Origin of the sequence: Niallia taxi, assembly GCF_004005475.1 — a bacterium.
GTDB lineage: Bacteria > Bacillota > Bacilli > Bacillales > Cytobacillaceae > Niallia > Niallia taxi.
Genome location: NZ_RZTZ01000008.1, coordinates 60,367 through 84,464, shown reverse-complemented (window position 1 = coordinate 84,464; position 24,098 = coordinate 60,367). Strand labels below are relative to the sequence as shown.

General features: G+C 36.6%; 24 protein-coding genes and 1 pseudogene. 6 read left to right on the top strand and 19 right to left on the bottom strand.

Going from position 1 to position 24,098, the window contains the following annotated elements:
• Positions 1-7: 7 nt before the first annotated feature.
• The 4 genes from EM808_RS18410 to EM808_RS18395 form a co-directional block, all read right to left on the bottom strand.
• Positions 8-829 carry a CheR family methyltransferase gene (locus tag EM808_RS18410; protein ID WP_127739672.1) on the bottom strand — a complete coding sequence of 274 codons (822 nt, stop codon included), beginning with the start codon at positions 827-829 and terminating at the stop codon, positions 8-10.
• A gap of 41 nt (positions 830-870) precedes the next feature.
• Positions 871-3,633, bottom strand: a complete 2,763-nt coding sequence (locus EM808_RS18405; RefSeq protein ID WP_127739671.1) for a hybrid sensor histidine kinase/response regulator — start codon at positions 3,631-3,633, stop codon at positions 871-873.
• Positions 3,634-3,906: 273 nt separating this feature from the next.
• On the bottom strand, positions 3,907-4,341 hold the full coding sequence (locus tag EM808_RS18400; RefSeq protein WP_127739670.1) for a hypothetical protein: 435 nt from the start codon (positions 4,339-4,341) through the stop codon (positions 3,907-3,909).
• 173 nt (positions 4,342-4,514) lie between these two features.
• Entirely contained in the window at positions 4,515-5,102 is a 588-nt protein-coding gene (locus tag EM808_RS18395; RefSeq protein ID WP_127739669.1) for an NAD(P)H-dependent oxidoreductase, read from the bottom strand.
• A gap of 233 nt (positions 5,103-5,335) precedes the next feature.
• Between EM808_RS18395 and EM808_RS18390 the strand changes: the two genes are divergently transcribed.
• The 3 genes from EM808_RS18390 (at position 5,336) to EM808_RS18380 (ending at position 7,656) form a co-directional block, all read left to right on the top strand.
• A complete protein-coding gene (locus EM808_RS18390) occupies positions 5,336-6,124 on the top strand; it encodes a HipA family kinase (protein ID WP_127739668.1) in 789 nt (262 codons plus the stop codon).
• 109 nt (positions 6,125-6,233) lie between these two features.
• Positions 6,234-6,539 carry a hypothetical protein gene (locus tag EM808_RS18385; protein WP_127739667.1) on the top strand — a complete coding sequence of 102 codons (306 nt, stop codon included), beginning with the start codon at positions 6,234-6,236 and terminating at the stop codon, positions 6,537-6,539.
• A 58-nt stretch (positions 6,540-6,597) separates the two neighbouring features.
• Positions 6,598-7,656 (top strand): tetratricopeptide repeat-containing glycosyltransferase family 2 protein, encoded by a 1,059-nt coding sequence (locus EM808_RS18380; protein ID WP_127739666.1) that lies wholly within the window; start codon positions 6,598-6,600, stop codon positions 7,654-7,656.
• A gap of 40 nt (positions 7,657-7,696) precedes the next feature.
• On the opposite strand, the gene EM808_RS18375 is transcribed toward EM808_RS18380, so the two are convergent.
• Entirely contained in the window at positions 7,697-8,308 is a 612-nt protein-coding gene (locus tag EM808_RS18375) for a polysaccharide deacetylase family protein (protein WP_164849706.1), read from the bottom strand.
• Between the two features lie 156 nt (positions 8,309-8,464).
• Here EM808_RS18375 and EM808_RS18370 point away from each other — a divergent pair, with 156 nt between their 5' ends.
• Both EM808_RS18370 and EM808_RS18365 read left to right on the top strand, forming a co-directional pair.
• Entirely contained in the window at positions 8,465-9,445 is a 981-nt protein-coding gene (locus EM808_RS18370) for a CgeB family protein (protein ID WP_127739664.1), read from the top strand.
• A gap of 248 nt (positions 9,446-9,693) precedes the next feature.
• A complete protein-coding gene (locus EM808_RS18365; RefSeq protein ID WP_127739663.1) occupies positions 9,694-10,173 on the top strand; it encodes a hypothetical protein in 480 nt (159 codons plus the stop codon).
• A gap of 141 nt (positions 10,174-10,314) precedes the next feature.
• On the opposite strand, the gene EM808_RS18360 is transcribed toward EM808_RS18365, so the two are convergent.
• A complete protein-coding gene (locus EM808_RS18360) occupies positions 10,315-10,782 on the bottom strand; it encodes a C40 family peptidase (protein ID WP_127739662.1) in 468 nt (155 codons plus the stop codon).
• 251 nt (positions 10,783-11,033) lie between these two features.
• The gene (locus EM808_RS29670; RefSeq protein ID WP_127739661.1) at positions 11,034-11,864 is read right to left on the bottom strand and encodes a methyl-accepting chemotaxis protein; all 831 of its coding nucleotides are present in this window, start codon (positions 11,862-11,864) and stop codon (positions 11,034-11,036) included.
• Positions 11,865-12,284: 420 nt separating this feature from the next.
• Between EM808_RS29670 and EM808_RS18350 the strand changes: the two genes are divergently transcribed.
• Positions 12,285-12,638, top strand: coding sequence for a VOC family protein (locus tag EM808_RS18350; RefSeq protein WP_127739771.1), 354 nt, complete (start codon positions 12,285-12,287; stop codon positions 12,636-12,638).
• Between the two features lie 47 nt (positions 12,639-12,685).
• On the opposite strand, the gene EM808_RS18345 is transcribed toward EM808_RS18350, so the two are convergent.
• The 12 genes and pseudogenes from EM808_RS18345 to EM808_RS18285 all read right to left on the bottom strand — a co-directional run bounded on the left by EM808_RS18345 (position 12,686) and on the right by EM808_RS18285 (position 24,098).
• Entirely contained in the window at positions 12,686-13,957 is a 1,272-nt protein-coding gene (locus EM808_RS18345) for an MFS transporter (RefSeq protein ID WP_127739660.1), read from the bottom strand.
• The gene (locus EM808_RS18340) at positions 13,958-14,569 is read right to left on the bottom strand and encodes a helix-turn-helix transcriptional regulator (protein ID WP_127739659.1); all 612 of its coding nucleotides are present in this window, start codon (positions 14,567-14,569) and stop codon (positions 13,958-13,960) included.
• 144 nt (positions 14,570-14,713) lie between these two features.
• Positions 14,714-15,157, bottom strand: a complete 444-nt coding sequence (locus EM808_RS18335) for a PH domain-containing protein (protein WP_127739658.1) — start codon at positions 15,155-15,157, stop codon at positions 14,714-14,716.
• 61 nt (positions 15,158-15,218) lie between these two features.
• Positions 15,219-16,310, bottom strand: coding sequence for a low temperature requirement protein A (locus EM808_RS18330; protein ID WP_127739657.1), 1,092 nt, complete (start codon positions 16,308-16,310; stop codon positions 15,219-15,221).
• A 163-nt stretch (positions 16,311-16,473) separates the two neighbouring features.
• A complete protein-coding gene (locus tag EM808_RS18325) occupies positions 16,474-17,589 on the bottom strand; it encodes an RNA-guided endonuclease InsQ/TnpB family protein (protein ID WP_127739656.1) in 1,116 nt (371 codons plus the stop codon).
• Positions 17,567-18,190 (bottom strand): IS607 family transposase, encoded by a 624-nt coding sequence (locus tag EM808_RS18320; RefSeq protein ID WP_127739655.1) that lies wholly within the window; start codon positions 18,188-18,190, stop codon positions 17,567-17,569. The genes EM808_RS18325 and EM808_RS18320 overlap by 23 nt, the downstream gene beginning before the upstream one ends.
• Positions 18,191-18,548: 358 nt before the next feature.
• Positions 18,549-19,748, bottom strand: a pseudogene (locus EM808_RS18315) (DUF4085 family protein).
• Between the two features lie 189 nt (positions 19,749-19,937).
• Complete coding sequence (locus tag EM808_RS18305; RefSeq protein ID WP_127739652.1) at positions 19,938-20,228, bottom strand: hypothetical protein; 291 nt, start codon at positions 20,226-20,228, stop codon at positions 19,938-19,940.
• A 156-nt stretch (positions 20,229-20,384) separates the two neighbouring features.
• The gene (locus EM808_RS18300; RefSeq protein WP_127739651.1) at positions 20,385-21,329 is read right to left on the bottom strand and encodes an aminopeptidase; all 945 of its coding nucleotides are present in this window, start codon (positions 21,327-21,329) and stop codon (positions 20,385-20,387) included.
• Positions 21,330-21,342: 13 nt separating this feature from the next.
• The gene (locus EM808_RS18295; protein ID WP_127739650.1) at positions 21,343-22,014 is read right to left on the bottom strand and encodes an AroM family protein; all 672 of its coding nucleotides are present in this window, start codon (positions 22,012-22,014) and stop codon (positions 21,343-21,345) included.
• Positions 22,015-22,063: 49 nt separating this feature from the next.
• Complete coding sequence (locus tag EM808_RS18290) at positions 22,064-23,011, bottom strand: DUF1177 domain-containing protein (RefSeq protein ID WP_127739649.1); 948 nt, start codon at positions 23,009-23,011, stop codon at positions 22,064-22,066.
• 25 nt (positions 23,012-23,036) lie between these two features.
• Complete coding sequence (locus tag EM808_RS18285) at positions 23,037-24,098, bottom strand: DUF917 domain-containing protein (protein WP_127739648.1); 1,062 nt, start codon at positions 24,096-24,098, stop codon at positions 23,037-23,039.

Below are 24,098 nucleotides of genomic sequence, written 5' to 3'. Positions count from 1 at the left end.
CAGTGTCCTAATACGGGACACTGCTTTTTTTGCGGAATAATTTTTCCTGGGTATTAAAATTTTCAAAGTAGGCAGAATCACTGCGTATTGTCTCTTTGCTGCCTAAACCAAGAAAACCTCCTGCACTCAGGCTTTCATTAAATAAGTTGTATACTTGCTGCTGTAATTCAAAATTAAAGTAAATCAGCACATTACGGCATATAATTACATGAAATTCATTAAACGACCCGTCCGTCACGAGATTATGCTGTGCAAACACGATATTTTCCAGCAAGGTAGAATGTAATACCGCGCCATTGCTGTCTGCTGTGTAATATTCGGAGAAGGATCTTTTCCCGCCTGCAGCAAGATAGTTTTTCGTATATGCCTGCATTTTCGGGAGCGGTATCACTCCCCCGGCAGCTTTTTCCAGCACAATGTCATTCATATCTGTTGCATATATCTTTGTTTTGTTAGCCAAGCCCTCTTCTTCTAGCAGGATTGCCATGGAATATGCTTCCTCCCCAGTAGAACAGCCTGCATGCCATACTCGGATTTCAGGCAGCTTTCTTAAAACAGGAACTACCTCTTCTCGAAACGCCTTAAAAAAGGATGGATCTCTGAACATTTCCGTAACATTTATGGAAAAGTCACGCAGCAGCTTGTGCAGCACGTCTTCATCATAGATAATCCTTTCGGTTAGGCCAGTAATAGTAAGCAGCTTCTCTCTGCTTAGGCGATTCTGAACACGACGCATCAAGGAGGAACGCATATATTGCCTAAAGTCATAGCCAGTAATTCTGTAAACAGCTGTTAAAAGTAAGTCTAATTCAATTTCTTCTTTTTCCATGTAATCATTTCCTTAATTTTTTACTTGAGACAATTCCAAGCTTAGGAGAGCCATACACGCATTGCAGATAATAATTGATCTAGCTTCAAAGGCTTACTGATATAATCTGATGCCCCTGCTTCTATACATTTATCCCTGTCGCCCTTCATCGCTTTTGCTGTTAAAGCAATGATAGGAATATCATTATGTGTTTCCATGGTCCTAATTCGTTTGATTGTCTCATAACCATCCATAACAGGCATCATAATATCCATTAAAACAATATCAAAATGCTCCAATTCTTTCATCTTCTCAAGACATTCAGCACCATTTTCAGCAGTAATAACGTTCATACCTTCTTTAGCCAGCGCGTTTTTTAATGCATAGATATTCCGGTAATCATCGTCCGCTACAATCACTGTTTTCCCTTGTAAAACAGTTGATGGAGACTGCGGTGTGCTTTCCTCTGCACTGACAGCCGATTCATTCAGCTCATATTCAGGCACTTCTGTTCCAGTAGTTGAAGCTTGTTCCTCTTCTGTGTTATCTATCCCTATTAATGGAATTCCTCCTGGCAAATTAGGAATATAAATAGTGAAGGTACTGCCTTCGCCTTCTTGACTTTCTACTTTGCACATACCGCCAAGGAGCTGTGAAAATTCTCTAGAAATGGATAAGCCCAGACCTGTGCCACCATACTTCCTCATTGTAGCTCCATCAACCTGCTGGAATGCCTCAAATATCATCATATGCTTATCTGCAGGTATCCCAATTCCTGTATCTGAAACAGACATTTTCACCCATATATCCGCATGGTTAGAAAGCGGAAGCTGCGAAACTTCCTCCGCATTTGCTTTATTAACCGTAATAGCTACTTTGCCTTCTTTTGTGAATTTGAATGCGTTCGACAATAGGTTTTTCATGATTTGCTGTAATCTTTGTTCATCTGTGTAAATAATTGGCGGAACATCGTCTGCGTAATTAATGTCGAAGTCTAACTCTTTGCTTTTTGCAATTTGCGTAAAGTTACGCTTCAGCCTATCGACGAATTCACTTAAGTACACCTCTTCAAAGCTAATTTCAAGTTTTCCTGCTTCCACCTTGGACAGGTCAAGAATATCATTGATTAAATTTAATAAATCATTACCAGAAGAATTAATAACTTTCGCAAATTCTTTTTGTTCTGGAGATAATTCTGCATCAAGGTCATCTGCAAGCATTTCAGAAAGCAGCAAAATGCTGTTAAGTGGTGTGCGAAGCTCATGAGACATATTAGCCAAGAATTCAGATTTATATTTCGAGCTAAGCTGAAGCTGTTTCGCCTGCTCCTCTAATTCTTCTTTAACAGTCACAAGTTCCTCTGTTTTAAACTCTGCATCATTTGTGCGTTCTTCCAGCTGTTCATTTATCATTCGCAGCTCTTCTGTCTGTGTTTGCAGTTCTTCTGATTGCGCTTGTAATTCTTCTGATTGTGTTTGCAGCTCTTCTGTTTGGGCTTGTGATTCAAGCAGTAAGCGCTCGACTTCCATTCTCCCCAGAATATTCATAATACCGATTCCCAATGTTTCCAGGACATTTTCAATAAGCTTCTGATCAGCTTTAGTGAATTCCTTAATACTCGCTATCTCCAAAACAGCAACAACATCGTCCTTCACCAATATTGGAGCAATCAGTACAGATTTCGGCTTAACCTCTCCTAATCCAGTGGAGATTAAACGATAGTCTTCAGGAACACTATTCAAAACAATCATTTTCTTGTCGTGCACAGTTTGGCCAATAAGCCCTTCGCCTGCAGTAAATGTTTGTCTTCCAGTCTCTGAATCTGCATATGCAGCGACTTTTTTGAACACAGACTCTTTGCCTGTTTCATCCATAAGGTAAAATGCACCAAAACTAGCGTTTGTAGCAGTTACTACCTTCTTAATAAATTGCTCTGAAAGTGCGGATATGGAAACGTGGCGGCCATATAATTTGATGATTTCAGCAGAATTAGATTGAACCCAGCTTTGTTCGGAAATTTCTTCGACAAATTGTTTTTCCTTTGATGTGTAATTTTCAAGGGACGCAGCCATTGAATTAAATGATCTTGCAATATCACCAATTTCATCATTACTGTCCAATTGAATGCGAGGCACTTCAGCCAAATTATTAAAGTCAACATCTTTAATGACATCAACGATGGAATTAATATTTCTTGTAGTACTTCTAATAATCCATAGCATGACAGAAACGATGAGTATAAGTGCAACGGAAACAACCAAAATAAGTGCAATAACAAGCTGTTTGTATGTAGCATTGGCTCCACTTAAAGCGTCACCCATCAACGATTCCTGATAATCCTTAAACTCATCAATTTTGCTTAATAGCACCGTTCGATTTGCTGCGCCATCATTATAAATGGCTTGCAGCTCTTGTGTAGAGCCATTATTATTGTAAACAGTTAAAATCTCTGTTTCCATTTTGGCAAACTCTGCGTAACCATTACTAATTTCTTTAATTAGCGACTGTGCCTTGTTTGTATTCAATATTACTTCAAGATCGGCTATTTTAGTATTAAGAAGGGTGATATCCTCCGCAGATGTTTCAACGAAATCGTTATTTGTATTCGCACTTCTTCCGTTCATCAGGTTAAGCATATTACGGTCTTCCAAATAAATCTGCTGCCTGATTTCTGTAGCCTCATTCACCTTATGATAGCGATCCTGCACAATCTCCAGCATATTATCTTTAATGGATTGCATCATAATAAGAACGATTCCCATTAAGAGAACCATAAATAAGACGGTCAATCCTAATCCAAAATATTGCTTCCTTTTGTACCCCACATTCAGTACCTTCTTTCTACATATCAATACTCCAACTATAACAGACATTTTGCTAGTTTACTATTTGTTATGTAAGCAAGAGAAATATAGTTATTTTAATAAATTGACAATAATAGTATTTTACTAGTAAATTGTTATATTACCATAATCGTTTATTCATTAATTATATCATAATAACAGATGTTTTTAGTTAAATTCACTTTATTATCTTAAACAGAAAAAGAACCTGAGCTGAAATTGCTTTGGTTCTTTTGGCTTTACGAACATGAAGATTTAATTTTTTCTCATGATTTTTAAATGCAAAGGAAAAAAGAAAAGGAAAACAAAAATATATACTGGAATGGAATACCATGTATGCCAGCCTTTACTTGTCATGTAGCCTGATGCTACTGCTCCCCATTCTAACAGGAACGAAACGACGGCAAATATCCACCTGTATAAAATAGATTTAGTAACTGTTAAAAAGTTCAAATAGATGATGCCGATTGCTGGTGGAACAAATGCCACAAATATATAGTCGATCGGAGAAGTGACAGGCGAAGGGCCAAGTTGAAATCCCTTAAAAACATCCCCTACCAATACATCTCCAAGCCAAGTGCCAAAGCCAAAGACGCCAGCACTATAATACATCTCCTTAATTGTCAGCTTTTTTGGCATAGTAATTAGGATGAGTAGAAAAATCCCTATTATCGTGTATGGATACCACATTTTAAGCCCACAATCCTTTCACAGAATTCCTTTAAGCCTTTATCCATAAAATATCCTAATTTCTTTATCGCTATACTGAAGCAAGGAACCATGGCTTACTTTTTTGAAAAAAAACAGCTGACTCTCAGGCAGCTGTTTGAAAATTATATAATATACGGACAATACTAAGATATTCATTTGTCTATTTTCTGGAAATATTGATAAATCTTTTCTAATTTCTTGCTGTGGTTTCCTCTAGGGCTTTCCATATTTCCGAATTCAAAAAACTTCACCTTTTTTATTCCGACAAAATTAAATAGCGCTTTTTTCATAAGAATTTTGTGGGCGTTATTAAGCCACAGCATCGGATAATTAGTTGGTCCCTTCATTGTCGATATGCAGACAACAGATTTCCCTTTCAAAAGACCTTCCGGAAAAAGTCCTTTTTTATCTTTATAGGCAAAATTCGAGGCAAACATTTGGTCAATATATCCTAGTAGCATGGCAGGTGGTCTTCCCCACCAAATAGGATAAATAAACACTAGCTTGTCAGCCCACTTTATTTGTTGTCTATATTTTTCTAACTCCGGATCAATATGCATATCACGTCTTCGTTTTTGTTCATTGAATACTAACAAGGGATTAAAGCCTTCTTCGTATAAGTCAAGCATTTGAATTCCCTTTATATTAGCGTTTTCTTTGCTTCCCTTCATTACTTGTTGGGAAAAAGCATAATTTAAGCTTTTATGATTTGGATATGTATAAACAACTAACATTTTCATCTGCACACCTCTTTATCTATAAATACATGTTCAGAATTTCATTAAGAATTCTGATATTGATTAGTCACCCCATTAATATTCTCCCATTTGCTTAAAAACCCTCTATTCTTGGCAGTTTAAGGATGCAAATACATATGTGTTTTTCTTTTTCCAAGGGCTTTCCGCCTCACAATCTAAATTTATGCAAATAAACTATAAAGACCTAAAAACGAATGTTGTCAAGGAGGGGACAAATGTCTGTTTATGCAGTTGAGTATATAAAGGATGTTGAAGAGGGCGAAATGGCTGCAAAGCTATTCCTGTGCAGTGATGGGAATATTTACATTGTAAAATTAATGTCCAACCCAAATGGCAGGAGATCGTTATTTAATGAATTAGTGGCATATCGGCTAGGAACGCTATTACATCTCCCGATAGCAACTGGTCAAGTAATAATCTTTTCAAAACAGAAACTTAAAGATCCAAAATTATTAAAGAGAATGGCTATTGAAGAAGGACCACATTTCGGAAGCTTACTTATTAATAATGCCAGTATGTATACACCCGGAAAGCTTAATCATTGTAAAAACACTTCCACACTCCCAGAAATTATTGTGTTTGATCACTGGATATCGAATTATGACAGAAAAGATGAGCCGCAAAATATATTGATTACTGGCCAAAAACCTTACCAGCTTGCCTATATCGATCACGCTGATGCTTTTAATGGCCCTGAATGGACTATTGAGAGTCTTAATTATTATACATGGAACTCTCAGGTCATCTGGGGTTCTACTTATGATGAATTTGTACCTTACATTGATAATGCAGACCCCTTCCGCTTAGCATTGATTAAGCTTGAATCAATAAAAGACGAGCAGCTTGCTGCTGCCTTCGGGAGGGATATTCCATCAGAATGGCAAGTATCAAAAGAAGAAGTAAAAGCACTGTTGTTCCATTTGATTATAAGAAAACGACAGATGAATAAACTTATTCCTGAGTTAAGAAGGTACTTCCCGATTTGGAATTCTTCGAAATTCTAAAAAATACAAGAAATCTAATGAAAAACATATGCTTTGTTATGTTTGTCCTAGAACTATTTTCTTGTTAACGTAATATTTTATAGTAACTTATAAAATGGAGTTGATGAATATGCCACCTAAACCTCCTAAAGGTCCAAAAGGCCATAAAGGTCCCCATAAAAAACACCTTCTTCCACACGAGTTAAAAAAGCTTAAGGGAGTTACCGGGTTAACTGGTGTTACTGGAATTACTGGGATAACTGGTATTACTGGAGTTACTGGAATTACTGGAATTACTGGGATAACTGGGGTTACTGGTGTTACTGGCGCGACTGGCGTTACGGTTTCACAGAATCAAAATCCTATGACAAATGATCAAGATTATCAAACTTGGATTGAAGATTTGTACAACCAGTATATTAATCCAGAAGGCTAAACAAGAAGATTGTCTGCATCCTGCCACAGGATGCAGACATATTTATATGGAGGAACGTATGATTTTAATTAGCTTATGTATGATTGTCAAAAATGAAGAGAATACGCTTGCCAGATGTTTAGATTCCGTAAAAGATATAGTGGATGAAATCATTATTGTTGATACAGGTTCAACTGACCGCACAATAGATGTTGCCCGAAAATATACGAATAGTATTTACCAGTTTAAATGGGTTGATGATTTTTCAGCTGCCCGAAATTTTGCCTTTCAGCACGCCAGCATGGACTATATTTTGACGATGGATGCTGATGATATCTTTCAGGATAAAGAAAAATTATTACGTTTAAAAGAAACCCTTCCTTCATACGTCAATGCAATTACAATGAAATACCATGCAGCGTTTGATGAAGGAGGCAATGTTTTAGCAAGCCTGAGGCAAGTTAGAATTGTCAAACGATCCAAACAATTTAAGTGGCACGGAGCAGTCCATGAATTCCTCGATGTGAGCGGTGAGGTATTGCATAGTGATATTATTATTAGCCATAAAAGAATGCATCAAAATAATAATAGAAACCTGCTTATATACAGAAAGCGATTGAATGAAGGAATTCCCTTTACCCCTCGCGACCTCTTCTATTATGGCAATGAACTTTATGATAATTCCTATTATGAAGAAGCCATTCCTGTTTATAAGGATTTTATTAAGACTGAAAATCATTGGATGGAGGATGAAAGAACAGCTTATCGTAAATTAGCTGATTGTTACTCAGAAATGGGAGATGTAGACAATGCAATCCATTACATCTTAAAAACATTCCAATGTGGCTCTCCCTGTTCTGAAGACTGTTGTCGACTCGGGTTTCTTTTTCTGCAGAAGGATGAACCGAGAACGGCGCTTCATTGGTTTCAGTATGCAACAATTCTTCCCGAAATAGATGATGGCAGTATCATAAACCATGGCTGTTCTACATGGATTCCTCATTTGCAGTTGTGCGTCTGTCATTCGATGCTCGGTAATAGCCATAAAGCCTACCAGCATATTGTTATCGCACATAAATTCAATCCTACCAACAAATTAATCCTAGAAAACAAACTACTGTTAGAATCGCATATTTAAAAAACTCCTCTCTATTAATTGGAGGAGTTTTTTTAGTCATTTATGATTTTATATTATATACATGATAAAAGTACTCAGGCATTGTTAAAAACTGATAGCCCTTTTGTTTTAATTTTTCAATTACCCTAGGCAATGCCTGCACAGTTCTTTCCCTAGGACCTCCCCCATCATGCATGAGGATGATTTTATATTCCTTTTCACCTCTGATTCCATCCATTACACGATCTTCAATTTGGTCTTCCTGTGATAAATCCCAGTCATTTGTATCAATATCCCATAAGACTGGAATTATGCCAAGTTCATGTAATATCTGGTATGTCTCCTCATTAATTGCTCCATAGGGAGGACGGAAGAACCTTATATCTTGAACAGCAGATTTCTTGAGCTCCGTATTAAGTGTATGAATTTCCTCCAGCAATACATCCCTTGATATTTGTGTAATATCTGGATGGTTCATGGTATGGTTTGCTACCGAATGCCCATCCTCCACTATTGCTTGAAGAATTCCAGGATATTTGTCTAGACTTTCACCTAGGATAAAAAAAGTTGCTTTTACTTGAAGGGTTTTAAGGATTTTAAGAATCTCCAGTGTATAGGGTGATGGTCCATCATCAAATGTTAAAGCGATAAAGCGTTTAGAGTCATTTCTCAAAATTATCCCCTTTCTTTTGCAATAAGTGTTTTTATTTATTTATAAAATATGCCAATGTTTTTCTATTTGTACCATATTTAAATTTATTTCACTCAAGCCGTTTCATGTTTGTCCATCTTTTCATATATTATTAAAAATTGCTGGTGGTGACTCCTTTTGAGAATACTCTTTATTGATAGTAATGAACTTTTAATGTATGGGTTAGCAGCCGGGTTTAGGGATGCGGGTCATGAGGTTTTGGTTTCAGGGAAAATAGACGAAAAGACAATTCCTAATCTAATTGCGAGCTTTCGGCCTCAACTTATTTTTACCGAGGGATGGTCGGAAGAAAATGATAGTCCGTGGAAACAGAAATTAATAAGCTCACAAGTAAAGGCTTCAGGTATCCCACATATATATTGGGCTGTAGAGGATCCTCATTTTACACTTAACTTTACCCTTCCTCTGCTCGCCAGAATGAAGCCAGACTTTGTTTTCACATTAAGTACGAATTTAGTGGATTTCTACAAAAAGTTAAAAATACCTGCCGCTCATCTTGATTTCGGCTTTGAGCCTAGCATTCATTATCCGGTCTCTAATGCTGAAAATAAATATGATATTGTAGTAGTAGCAAACGCTTACCCTCATATTCTTACAGAATCTCCTGAGCATTATCGGAATAAATCCCTTCAAACACTGATTAAGCCATTGATAGAAGAAGGTATCCGCATTGACTTTTGGGGAGCAGATTGGGATAAGATGGGCAATGTACTCGGTGTAAATATCCCAAGTGATTGGATTCACGGTTATTTGCCATACAGAGATGCTTATAAAGTATACAATAGCGCAAAAATAATTATCGGTCCGCAAAATTACAAATCACAGGTGACGCAACGTACCTATGAGATATTAGGTTCGGGTGGTTTCTTACTCACTTCTGACACTCCAGGTGTTAGAGATTTATTCACTCCAGGAAAAGATTTAGTTGTATCTAATAATAAGCAACAAACCCTTAGCTTAGTCGATTATTATTTGAACCATCCACAAGAAAGAACAAAAATCAAAATGCAAGGACATAATACTGTGTCCAATCACTCCTATGTAAAAAGAGCTAAACAGGCTATCCAAACACTTATTAGCGAAGGCATTATTAAATAATTCAGGCTGCCTTATATATTTAGCATGTTTTAAATAAATATTTCAGTAGAGTTTCCAACACATACAATGTAATCTGCATGCTCTTTGAACATTCTGGATCAACAGTTCGAATCGTTCAGTCTCATTACTTTATAAAATCCCAGTATCCTCAGTAAATAAATGCTTCACAAACGTTAGGATGGCCATTTTATTTTTTTAGGAATGAAATCCTCAGATGTTAAATAGCATTAAAGCAGGAGGTGTTTCCATTGCTAAAAATCTTCAAAAAACGGTGGATACTCTTTGATCAAGCGGTCAGCCCTTATAAACCATATGTAACGGTTGATTATGGCGTCACTTCCGTTTCACCTAGAGATATCATCGGCTTAAGCCACACACCTAAAGAAATTAAAAATGACGAAAAAATGATTGAACTTCGGAAATCAGTTGAAGCACAAGGCTGGGATGATGACAAATTGATAGCTGATTTACATTTAATTCGTCTGCCTAATGGAAAATACACAGCAATTGGTGACGGAAATCATCTGTCATACCTTTCTGATCAATTGGATATCCCGAAAGTAAATGCTTTTGTTTCGATTCTTATTCCTGAGGAGTATATACCAGAAAACATAAAAGCAGAGATGGCCGAATACTCAAATAAGGAATATTTATTTGAGAAAAGAGCATCAACATTGCTTTCATTAGCAAAATTTCTTAATTTACTCCCTAAGAAAGGGAAAGATTAAATTCTACTATTTATAGTATGTGTCCCCTCTTAAGTTCACCTAATTTTCCCTCTTACCATATCCCAATTAAACACGCTAAAAAACAGAGCACCAAGGTGCTCTGTTCCTAAAAGTAATGGCATTGTTGCCAGCTATTTTAATTTAAATTCGCTTTGCACTATAGTATGCTGATTTCCAGTAGCTATTATTTAAGCTAGTAATTGTAACACCTTTAGTGGAGTCTGCATGAATGAATTTATTGTCGCCTATGTATATTCCAACATGTGATGCGCCTTTTTTATATGTTTCGAAAAACACCATGTCTCCCTTTTTCAGTTTGCTTTTAGAAACCTTTTGGCCTTTTTTATAAAGCTCTGAGGTTGTTCTTGGCAAGCTTTTACCAGCCTTTTTATAGGCATAGTTGACAAAACCTGAGCAATCAAACCCTGCTTTTGTTGTTCCGCCCCATTTATATTTTGTCCCAATAACCTTTTTGCCTTCTTTAACCGCTTTATCCTTATATGAAGTAGAAGATGCAGCTTCTACCTTTCCTGAATCGATAGGAGAAGGAGCTAATACTCCTGCGAATAAACTTAAACTTGCCAATCCTGCGATAATGGCCTTTTTCATATGATGGTAACCTCCAAAATTTATGTGTTTTCCATTGGCTATGTATCTCGACGTTTTAACTATCTCAGTATATCAATATTTTCAGAAAAATATAGTTAATTCTCATTACACTTACATTAAGAAATATTACTAGTATTACAGAAAATGCTAGATTTTGAAAAAATAGAGGAATATTAAGGAAAGAATTTTCTTATAGGAGATTACATAAAAAAACCGCCAAAATTGGCGGCAAAAAACTATACAAGGCTAGTTTATTTTCGATTATTTAATCCTTCAAACTCATCCATCTTTCCACAAATTTCTGTTTGTGTGATTTTAACGACTTCCTGTGAGTTTTTCGTTACTTCACTTACTCTAGTTACTTCTTTTGAAATATTTTCAATGTTATTATTTATTTTTTTAATAGCTTCTTCTACACTACCGGCTAATTTCCGTACTTCCTTCGCAACAACATTAAAGCCTCGTCCATGCTCACCAGCACGAGCAGCCTCAATCCCTGCATTTAGCGCCAGTATATTTGTTTGTAAGGAAATATTTTGAATGGATTTAGACAGATGTCTGATTAATTCAGTTTGTTCCTCTAATGAATGGATCGCAATCATATTTTCCTTTGCTGTTTCTGTGACCATTTCTCCTAAATCAAATGATAGATTCTTTAATAATGAAACAAGCTCTAATGTTTGATTTTCTCGTTCTGTAATATCTGTTGCTATCTTAAGAACATTAGTCACTTCGCCCTCGTCTGATAAGACAGGAATGTATGTTGCTTCAAGCCATAATAAGTTGCCTTGCTTACAAACACGTTGGATTTTCTCCTGAAACTTTAGACCCTTTCTTAAATTAGTCCAAAGCTCTGCATATTCCTTGCTACCCTGTAATTCCTCCGTACAAAATTGCTTATGCGTCATATCCTTTAATACTTGAACATTATAACCAAGTGTTTTCGCAAAATTTTCATTTGCCCAAATGACCCTTCCGTTCAAATCAAATTCAACAATAGCCAAATTCGACTCTAATGCAGCTAAAACAGCATTTCCTTCTAATACTTGAGTACTTATGTTAATACCAGCAGTTGTGTTCAAGTTTCTTCTTCCCTTTTTCTACATATTAGGATATTCTTTATATCCTTAAATAACTCCATTACTAACAACGACCTATTCACAGTGAAGCTAATAAAATATATACTATTATATTAAATTTCTACTCATAAATATTCCTCTGGTAACCAGCCATCGAAGCAAACGCCTTGAACAGTGGTCTTTAAGTCCTACCTTATGATAAATTTGCCTTTTTCATTAGTTACTTTTCTATTACCATGGATATACTTTATAACGGATAAAAAAGCACAATTTTTAGTAGGAAAATATAACTAAATTTCAGTTTGTTAAAGGACGAAACTATAATAGGTCGAAATCTTGAATAAGGGGAACATTCACAAACAATCCCTATACTTTTTTTAATAGTATTAGATAAATAGGAAGGATTTGAAGCTGAGGTGTATGATGAATAATCCTATAACAAACAAAATCGGGACTGTTTTTATACCAGTTAGCAATATTGAGCGAGCAAGAGATTGGTATTGTAATCTTTTAGGTGTAGAATCAAATGGAGAAATTCTTTTTGATCATCTTTATGTTTTACCTATGCAGGGTACAGGAATTGTTCTGGACAGCAAAATATTCACTTCAGAAAATATCATAAAAACACCATTATTTCATTTAAACACCGATGATATTGAAGCAGCATTTGATTTCATTAAACAAAAGCAAATCGAAATGGTTACCCCGATACAACATGGACACTATTTTTATTTTAAAGATCCAGATGGAAATGCGCTTATGGTTTGTAGGTGTTGATTTCTTCAGCTGTCATTACCTTATAGATAATGACAGCTGACTCTTTCTTAATTATTAAATTCTCCTTTTATCTTCTTAGAGTGATTGATTCTTTTCACAATAAACAAAAGAACGATTACGCCCATAAGCCAAGTAGCTCCTCCTGCTGCCAAAAGTATAATACTTGCTCCAATTAATTTGGCAAATAGAGACCCAATTGCTGGTGCAATAAGCATTGAAATTGTTTGAAAGGCTGTCGCCACCGCAGAAACCCTTCCCATCATATGCTTTGGTGTTTCTGACTGTAGCAGGTAACTATAAGGGACGGATTCCCCAGATCCCATTAATCCAAGGATAAAAGCTCCGAGGCACCAGCCTATTAATGGAAGCGTAACAACCCCCATATCACCAAGACCCATGACAATTATGAAAAATCCACTTAATAAAAAGGCAACCGACATTATTTGTAATGGTTTACTTTTCCACCCTGTCCAGTTCCCTAGCAAGATGGAACCAATAACACTTCCTAGACCAACAGCACTAATCAACAAGCCAAAATTCCCCTGTGAAAACCCTAAGTTCTGTGCAATAAAGACTAATAGCCCATCATATAAGAAAATGAGAAAAAATCCGATAGAAGATAAAACAACTGCTGTCTGCAATTTTGGAGTATAGACAATATGTTTAATGCCTTCTATAAGTTCCTTCCAATAATCATTTTTCTTTATTGATTCTTTATTAATACTGTCAGTATTTAATACGTGTTCTTTTATATTTGGAAGTTTTAATAGTAGCGTCACAGCAAGGAAAAAACCAACTCCTTCAAAAAGGAATGGACTTTTAGCACCAAAAACAGCAATAATCCCTCCACCAAGTGCCGGCCCAAGAATTTTCATTGTATTGTTTGAAAGCTGGCTAAGTGTTACAGCCTGTGGCAGGTATTCTTCAGGTATGGTAAATCTAATCATACTTTGTCTTGCAGGATCGTAAATGGCTGCAACTGTCCCTTTCAAAAAAACCAAGATTAATAGAATAGGCAGATTGGGAGCAATAAAAAGTCCTCCTACCAATATAATTCTCAGTAATAAACAAACAATCATAACAAACTTTTTATTACAACGATCAACAAACACACTTGCAAAGGGGCCAATAATAACCCATGGAACACCTAAAACAAAAATTAGTGCAGCTATTGCTGTTTCATCCAACCCCCACTGGTATGCAACAATTACCTGTAATGCAACAAAATCAAGCCAATTACCTAAATCGGAAAATAATTGGGCGCTAAAAAGGGACCGATATGCACGAAATGTTAAGGGCTTGACTAAGCCAATATTCATTTAATTATTTTCCTTTAATGTTTTTAAAGCCTCTCTTCTTCTCAACATCATTTTATCCGTATTACCATAAGGATCTTGGCCTGTAGGAAGTTTATCCTTTATTAAGGCTTCAATCGATTCCTCGATCCATTCTAATTCTGTTTTCAAACGCTTTTCAGCATAGCGAATTGACAGCATGCCATAATTGCTAATGTATGAGTTACCGTTTGTCGGCCATTCCTTCACAAATTTAAGGATGTCCTCCGTTGTAGCTTTCCTTGCTTGCAAATGACTGATTAATACAGATGAATCCATATCCTCATGCCATGTAGACATTTTCATTAATAGCTCATCCTTTACTACAGGATATGCTGGTGTAGCCTGTAACCACTTTTCGAATTCACCCCATCCGTTTGAAGTAAGTTCATATAGTTTCTTTTTTCGTCCTTCTTCTTCCTTTTCCATTGGAAAAATTAATCCTTCTTCTTCAAGCTTTTTTAATTTCGGATATATACTTCCATAACTCATTCCCCAATATAATCCGGCAGCTTTATGTTCAAATTCCGCCTTAATATCGTATCCTGAGCTAGGCCAAAAGCTTAAAATTGCTAGTATTGAATTTTCTGCAGACATAGTTAACCCCCATAATTTCCAATTATATATATCACCTTGATATATCAATATGATATGTTAATCAGTTAGAAAAATCAAGTAATTTTCTGAATACAGCAAAAATACTAATCAATCCATATGTAAAAATCAAAAACGCCAAAGTCTTCAAGACTTTGGCGTTTTTGATTTGCTGTATTCTATTTGTGGACACCTTTTACAAAGCAATGCAATAAATTCAGCTCTGTCAACTGGTGAAATGAATACTGAATTATATTTATCATAATGTATCTCAACCCGTTTTAATGACAATGCAGGACTTGATAGTGGATTGTTTGTTTTCTTTACCCTGTTTATACTTTGAAGTGGAATAGTTGATTTGAAAGGGCCGTACTTAATAATCAAATTCTCTTCGTTTAAAATATAATAAGTAGTAAACCACATCCACAGCATAAACAACGGAACAATAATTGCACCAAAAATGACTATAAAAATGATAAACAGGTCCGCAGGTTTTTCCATTAAGCCGTACATGCCGCTCCCGATTGCGAATAATGCTCCGCCCCATATGATAAGTGTCAGCCACCAGTCTTTTTTTGAATTAAATTTCACAACCGATCACCTCTTATTCACATAGCTTATGTCTTCTTCTTTCTCTACATAACCATTGTTACTAAGTTGTAGTCAACTTAGCATACACAATGAAAAAGAATGTCATCTCTCCAACTATAACAATTGAAGGTACTGGGACGAGTAAATTAAAGATAAAAAATACTCCGAGAATCCCTAAAAATATTCCCAAATGATATATTTTCAAGCGATGGTGCACATGTCTGTATTGATGGAATACAAACGTTGTTGCGAAAAAATAAAGTAGTACGGAACCGAAAATAAAGAACAAGCTGAAGAAATATTCTACTTCATGTAAAACCAAAAGTCTGATTGATGCTGCTACGGCACTTAATGACATTAAGATAAAGAGATGCCCATAGATGATTGTTTGCCCAGCGGTTTGGATTGATTTATCTACCTTCTTCTCCACGTTATCGAAGTATTGCCACCACATTGCGATAATCAGTACAAACGATATGACTGCAAAGCCTATGGAGTGCCAATCTCCTTGGGTAGGCTGAATAACTGCCAGTGTACTGACAAGAGATTCACCAAAAAGGATTATAGTAAATAAGCCAAATCGCTCCAGCAAATGGGCGGTATTAGTTGGGACTTTAACTAAGTATTTTCGACCCAGCATTGGCACAATAATATCAATCAGAATACCTAAATATAGGATAAAATAGCGAACCCACGAATCGAAGAACAGTGAAAATAAGGAGATAATAATTCCTATCCAAAAGTACTTTCCTAAGTACCGTGCTGCTTCCTTTCGCGCTCCTTCTTCTAGGCGCTGGACAACAAGGTACTGTATAGCAGTCACTGTTCTTAAGCCAATATAACCTATTAAAAAGGTAAGATAATATGGATCAAAATCAACATTTAAACTGGATGTCATCACTAATGCAAAAAACATTTGCAGAATTAAAAACAAGCGCTGATGAAATAAATCCTGTCCAAAGCGGTTAACAAACATAGTTTGTCCTACCCATGCCCACCAGATTGGAACAAAAATCAATACAAATTTAAATAAATATTCGGTATGAATGTGCCCGTCTTCTACATGTATCAATACATGTGTGGCAACTGCGACAGACGCTACAAATAATAAATCATAGAAAAGCTCTAACCAAGTTACTTTCTTTTCAAACACCTTTGTATTCCGTTGCCATAAACTTATAGAAATCTATAAATCTACGTTTACTTCCTTCTTCAACGTGTCCATCCTTGCCGAAGCTACTAACGTTTGATATGACACTCAAAAGGCTTAAATTCGGATACAACGAATCCTACATATTAGCATTAACTGGTTATTGTTACATTGCTAATTGATAACGTGATAGGTTAATGGAAGCATTCAAATCTCTATCTAGCTCGAAACCACAGTGACAGATATACTTTCTGTCTGACAGTTTCAAGTCTTTTTTGATTGAACCGCAACTACTACACGTTTTTGACGAAGGATACCATCTATCGGCTTCTATAAATTCGATGCCATATTTCTCACACTTATATTGAATTTGTCTTCCAAATTCATATAAACCTTGTTGAGCAATCGCTTTTGATAAATGCTTATTCTTCATCATCCCACTTACATTCAAATCTTCCATAACGATTCTGCTTGGTTTGGTTTTCACAATAGCAGACGTAGTTTGATGTAAATGATTTTTTCGGATATTCGTCAATCGTCTATGTAGTAAACGAATTTGTTTTTCGATTTTTATAATGTTGCACGTTTTGGCGAAACGGTTTCCCTCCTTATTATTTTCGTATTTACGAGAAACCTTTCGTTGCAACCTCCGCAGACGTTTCTCTAATTTTTTAACAGTTCTAGTTTTATTGATGTTTTTGAATATTGAACCATCTGAACAAATTGCCAAATCTTTGATTCCAACATCAATTCCTAGTGAGAAATCCTTTAATTCAACTTCTTCAAAAATCTGCTCAACCCCAACCGACAAATACCAGTACTTTCCATCATAACTTACTCGTGGATTCGTGTATTTACAATCCATAGATACTTGTTCTGACGTTTGAATCCAGCCTATTTTCTCAATAAGTACTTGACCAACTTTTATTTTCAACTTAGAGGTATCATTGTAGAAAGATGGTTTAGAACGTTTGCGACTCTTGTATCTTGGAAACTTTGATTGCCCTTTGAAAAATCTTTTAAATGAGTTACAGGCGTCTTTTACTGCTTGTTTAGCTACATTATTTGAAACCTCATTAAGCCAAATCAACTCGCCTTTCTTTAGCTGGGTTAATTCCTTTCTTAATACATTGTCTGAAAGGAATTTCCCACCACTTGAATAGTTGATGTCTTGCTGATTCAATGTCCAATTATAAATAAATCGTGCTGTTCCAACAGATTTCCAAAGCAATGTTTCTTGTTCGGGAGTTGGCTTTAGCCTAATCTTCTTTGATAGAATCATTCTCAACCAACTCCTCTATCATCTTCTTGGCTTGATTAGCACGTTTTCCTTGAAGACCGCAAGAAAACACAGTTACAATCTGAATCATATCTTCAACAAGTTCTTGCTCACTAGACTTTTCTGAATTATCAATAATTTCAATTTCAACACCATAGAGTTGACCGATTTTTTCAATCAATTCGTATCCGAAACGAATCAGCCTATCCTTGTAAAGAATCACAATTTTAGACACTTCACCTGATACAATCATTTCGATTAATTTATTCAATCCTTTTTTGTTGTAATTGATTCCACTACCTATGTCTGTAATAATTTCAAACTGATAACCTTTGGCAATCATATATTTCTTGACGTTTTCTGTTTGTCGTTCCAAATCGTCTTTTTGCTTATAAGAACTGACTCGACAATACCCAATCACTTTTTTCTCCTTTTGAATGCGCTTGATTCCAAAATAATTATCAAGTTGTTCTTGAGAGTAGTAACGGGTACCACCATCTGTAATTTTCGCGGGAATCAGCTTTTCTTCTTTATGCCAAACCCTCAGTGTATGAGCAGTAACTCCGATTTTTTCAGCGAACTGGCTGATAGAATATAGTTTCATTTTTTCACCTCGACTACACACTATCAAGCAATCTAAAGATTATCAATAGAAATATATAGATTTATATAAATTTATTCAAACAGCTTTACCCCTCCTATTTCCCCTCTAATTAAAATCTCTTTATTTTTTTACTCAATATTCAGAACACTCTATTGACAGAATTAATGAAAAATCTCGAAATAAAGGTATTGATTTTAGATTTAGATAAAATACCTTTGATTCCCCCTCCCTTAATCACTATAATTTCATTGTTGTAAAGAATGCCTAACATAACATATTTTAACAGAATAAATACGTTATAAATAGTAAAAATCAAAGAAACTGCCAATTGGCAGCTCTGTTTAAAGTCTGGTTACAGCTAATCAATCATTGATTGAAACTTTTCGATAACTTCTTCTGTGAGGATGCCTTTTTCATTAAACTCACTAATAAAAACAGCAAGCAGCATTTCATTTTCTTCTGAAATCTCTGTTTGAAGTAATACGTTGTTAATTAAGTCGACATGATTCATAGGATTGGAAAACAATGTATTCCATGCACGCACTTGCAATTCCAAATCATTACCTAAAATGGCAGATTCTATTTCTTCCTGAGGTAAAGGTTCATTATTTTGAGCATATGGATCTTCGTACGTTTCAGTAAAGATAAAGTTGATTGGATGATATTCATCCATGTTGTATACATAACGACTGTTTGCGACTGAAATAATTATTTTGTCCTCTTTAAAGGACATTTTGCCATTTTCTAATATGACTTCATGGGAATCAATTTTTATCGGACAGCTAACATCAGGTGTAATTAGCCAATAGTTATGGTCAGGATGATTTAGCTGCTTTAAATAATCTTCAAAGGATAATTCTTCCCCCATCTCTTCATTATGATATATAGTATAAAAAGCCGGTCGGTAATAGCAAGAGGCTTCTATACTCTTCATGCTTATGGTCCATTCTGATTCCGGTGCATCGAATAACACACGAAGAGCATAGCCATCCTTTATTCTCATTAGCTCATCATATATCATATACTGCCCTGTCTGCAGCGGCATTTCTGCAAATTCGGTTAATACATTGAGTAAGACTAAGTGTACATATGACTTATTATAAAAGCCACTTTCTGTATTAATAAAAAGATGAAGGTTTTCCCCCTCTCTTTCCACACGCTCTATAATCGCATCATGAAATCCTTCTGTCAAAACAGCTTAAGCTGTTGGTGGTAAGTTCGCTGCTGCCTTCTCTGATTGATCATAGGCAGCCTCTAATAGCTTTTCAAAAATTTCTTCCTGCTTTCTAACCCACTGTAAATAATCGTTACGCACATCCTTAGGGAGAACCGGCTGATTCAACGTACCATTTTCTAAAAATGGGATAAAGCGGCTCGGCAAAACTTGCATTAATTCCGCTTTTGCTTCCTTTAGCTCAGCTTTAAGAGTTGTATGTATATCTTCTCCTTCTTCGTTTGCTTCCCTTAACGTAATCTCCCAATCTTCATCTGTTTCATGTATCGGCAGGGCTGTACATTTCGAAAAAGCCTTCTTTGCATTGATTGATATATTCCACATACTATCACCTCGTTTTTAATTAACGGAATTGCCGAAAAAATACTATACATTCTACGGTCAAATAAAGATAAAGTTTCTAGTATTCGGAAATTTTACATAACTAAGTATTTATTCCTATCAGTCAACTATAAAATAATTATGTAAACTAATATTAGCTTTCCCTCATTACCGTAACATTGGGGGTGAAGATTACTTTGTCAGTCGTAAATCTCGTTTACTTTCATTCTTAAACTTAGGCTTTTTAAAGACACTTTTACTGTCCTGGCTGCTTTTCTTCTTATAACTGCTGAAGCCCTTTATTTCGTTCATTTCCCATATCCAACGTGTTTCTTTCTCTCCGTCACTTAAGTAATAGAAATTATTGTTGATTATATTACCATTGCTTTGTTTAAAAGGGTTGCTGATAAAAAGCTTAGAGCTTCCTGCTACCATTGTATTTTTTTCTATTTTATTTTGCTTTGTGTTGTATTGGATGAGCATGTCCACACATCTTGAAATTTTGTGTCATTTTCACATGACACTCCTCCTTGTTATACATTTCGGTTATTATCCTGATTTTTTTTATATTGTACCTAATTAAACTGAACCCACATAAAAAATGGCGCCATGAGCTACTTAAGCTTATAGCGCCTTTAATTAGTTTAGTTCACCATTATCAATTATTACATTATCATCGATATAAACTGTTGGCTTCGTGACAACACCATCAATATGTACACCTGCAGCTATTGTTCCACCGAATGTATTGTTACTGCCAAACGCTACATGGATGGTGCCATACACCTTTTCATCCTCCAGGACAACTCCTGTAATTCTGGCTTTATCATTTGTACCAATCCCAAATTCACATAGCAATCTGCCATCTTCTTCCCCTAAAATGGCGAGGAGCTTGTCACTTTGTTCTCCCTCGGCCTTTATAATTCGCCCATTTTCAATTGTCAGGAGGACAGGTGACTCTAATTGCCCAATTCCTGCAATGGAGCCATCAATTAAAATTTGGCCAGCTGCACTTCCTTCTATCGGTGCAATATATGCTTCTCCTGATGGCAGATTACCTGATTCACCACTGTTTACATACATCCCAGTACTCGGAATCCCTTCGCGGCCATTTATCGAAAAGGAAAGAACATATCCGCCCTTTTCTATTTTGATACTATTCCCTTTTGACAATATGTCTGTATACTTTTCTGTTAATGCTTTTACTTTTACATAATCAGCTGCGATTGCCCCCTCCAAAAACATGTCTTCTGTTATACCTGGCATTGTTGCAAGTCGTGCTCCTGCAGCTGCCGCATTTTTTCTTGCTTGTGTATGTGTCAAGGAATGCTGGGTCACACACACTACGACATCTGACCTGCTCATAGCTAGAGCAATCGGGGCTGGCGGTTCCTGTCCAGACTTATCCCTTTCTTTCATCACAACTAGCATAGCTTCTGCACCGAGTAATTTACCAGCTTCATATAAGGATTCAGCTAATTCCTTTTTTACATCATCAGCCACGACAAGGAAGCTTTCTCCCTTTCGTAAACCAAGACAGTTCACTAAAACATTTTTACTGATTTCTACTAATTTTTCGCTCATTGTAATCCTCCTATTAAACAAGTTCTGCAACTAGCTTTGCCATAATCGCATTAGACAATATAACTGGTAATCCAGTTGTATTTGCGACAATATCCCGTGCTTGCTCTGTGTATCCCATACAATCGAGCAGGATAACGTCTACATTGTCTTTCAATTCATTGGCAGCATGCACAAAGCTCTCTTTATCGCCTTCATATGGTGAAGCAACAGCAAACGATGGATTCAATTCATATGGTGAGTATTTCGGCTTTAAGTTCGTCTTTTGTTCTGGCAATGGAACAATTACGCCAAAACGTCTATGACCTACTAATGCTTTTACTGTCGGCGGGATTATGTGATCTGGTTCAATTAAATAAGCGCTTTCCGTAGTGAGGCCAGGAAACACTCCTGTGCAAAGCAACAGAATACTTTTAATCCCCTTGTTCTCTAAATCGTTAATTTTCTGCTGCAATATCGGCTTGATTTTCTCTCTTGACATGATAACAGATTCACCTGTTGTTAGTCTTGAGGTAAGTACATAATCATTTTCTTCCGGAAACAAGTTTTGCTCAATAAATTCCTTTGTCATGCCATCCAGTACGCCAGCTTGAAGGAGTTCTGCTCGTCCATGTAAATATTTCTCAAGAATTGGTGCAACATCCATACGTGGAGCTTGTCCTATCGTTATCATCCCAAGTCTTTCCATCATAACCCTCCATTTAAAGAAAAAGAAGAGGAACCTCCTCTTCCTCCTCTTATTGTTGTGATGCCTTTTCACCCATTGTTTGCAGCTTTTTCATTGAACCATAAAGCTCTGTTATTTGACTAAATTCAGCATCACTATAAAACTGACATGTTCCATTTGTTGCTTCCTTCGCTGTTTCCACAGCGAAGCGAACAGCATCTGCAATATCTGTTTCATGACTTGCTCCTGTTCCACAACCAGGAACAACCGATTGTGCTGTAATTGCTACCCCAACAACTGGTACATGTGTCGCAACAGCTGGCTGAAGGATTGAGTTAATATGATAGAGTCCATTGCCGTATGGAGTTATATCCTGAACTGTAATCGGGAAGGTAACAGCAAATTGTCCTGTCGTCATTTCCATAATGCGCAGCAAGTCTTCGCTTACACGCAGTATATATCCCTCTTTTACTGTTGGAGATATAGCAATGCCTTTATGGTTAATAACTCGGTTTCCTTTCGTCGTATCAATGGATAGAATGGCATCCATATCAGAAGTTACTTCATGCTTATTCATTGTTAAAATATCGACAGGTGAATCCATAAAATCAACTGGCTCATGCGGGCGAGTTGGCGCATTAGGGCAAATATGTGTTGTAATGATAACATCACCTTGAAGATGATCTCCCTTCACTTGCATGTCTGCCAGCTTTAAAGCAGAAGCGATTGCTGCAATAGCACCGTCTGCATCTGATACTAACCCAATTCGGCTTGGGCGTGCCCCAATGCCGCCGAGTCTTCCAATAATCCCAAACGTTGGAACAGTGCCACCGTTTGTTTTCCCATTTGTCCCAGGCACGAGGATTTTTATAAAGTCTGTACTGCCTTTTTCGCCGGTAACAGTCGTAACCGTTACCTCGACATTTGGATATTCAGAGAATAACTCCTTTACAATTTCTCCTGTTACATATGCACTATCCAATGTTTCCAATGCAAGCAATGTTTGTTTAAGTACCATTTTTATTTTCCCCTTTCAAACTCTATTAATAGATATATGGAATAATAGATTTATTAATAATTTCCTCAATCGGCTTCATTAATTTTTCGTTGCTCATTGTTGTACTTAATATTAATTTTTCCTTTGGAACGGAAATAACCGTTATGTTCTGGCCTTTTTCGATTGCTGCCGAAACAATTGGTCTGGCTGTTTTAGCATCAAACGTCATAATTAAATCAGGGAATGTGCCAAAACGATCACCGTTTTTTTCAATCGTCATATATTCATTCCAAAAGGTTAATTCATAGGAGTCATTTATTGTTACTGTTCCAACATCAAAGCCGCCAGTCGTTTCCAGCACAAAGTCTGTGACAGTACCTTCAGCAACAACCTTGCCGCCAAGTTTGTTCACGACTGCTGCGATTGCTGCTTCCCCTTTGTTACTTAGCAGTGCTTCGCCTACCGCTATCGCCTGCTGGATAGCTCCTTCTGCGCCATTTTGCTTGGCATATGCAACAGTTACCGGATTTCTTGCAACAGCCAAAAGTCCGCCAGCTTCAATGGAGGCTTTTCGAACAACAGTAGATACCTTGTCGAGCGAGCCTGCGAGGCTTAATTCAATATAATTTGGACCCTTGCCGCCAACTGCGGCTTGATAGGAAATATAGTCCGGTTGTTCTGATAAATTCATGGAGCCCATTGATCCAGTTGGATGTGCCCGACCATTGCAGGGTATATCTACTACCGGGATGCCTGTAACAGCTGATTGAAACCAGCCGTTAACAGTCGTGCCTGCTCCATTTTCATTTGTAATGATGCCTTTTATGTTTTTTCCAACCCTTTGAGACAGGATTTCTAATGCTTTGGCATAATGGATCGGTTTTACAAACTTATCCTTTGCTGCAGGTGCTCCAACTAGTGAGACTGTTACAAGTAAATCTTCCTCTTTAAGACTATCTATTGTTATCAGCTCTGGCTGGCCGACCTCAAAGGCAAGCTTTCCGATTTGCAGGCCGTCTTCCAGCCAGCCACCACCGCCGCCGCCAAGAATAGCGCCACCGTAAACGGCATATTCGACCGTTTTTTCATCAATGATCATTTTTGACAA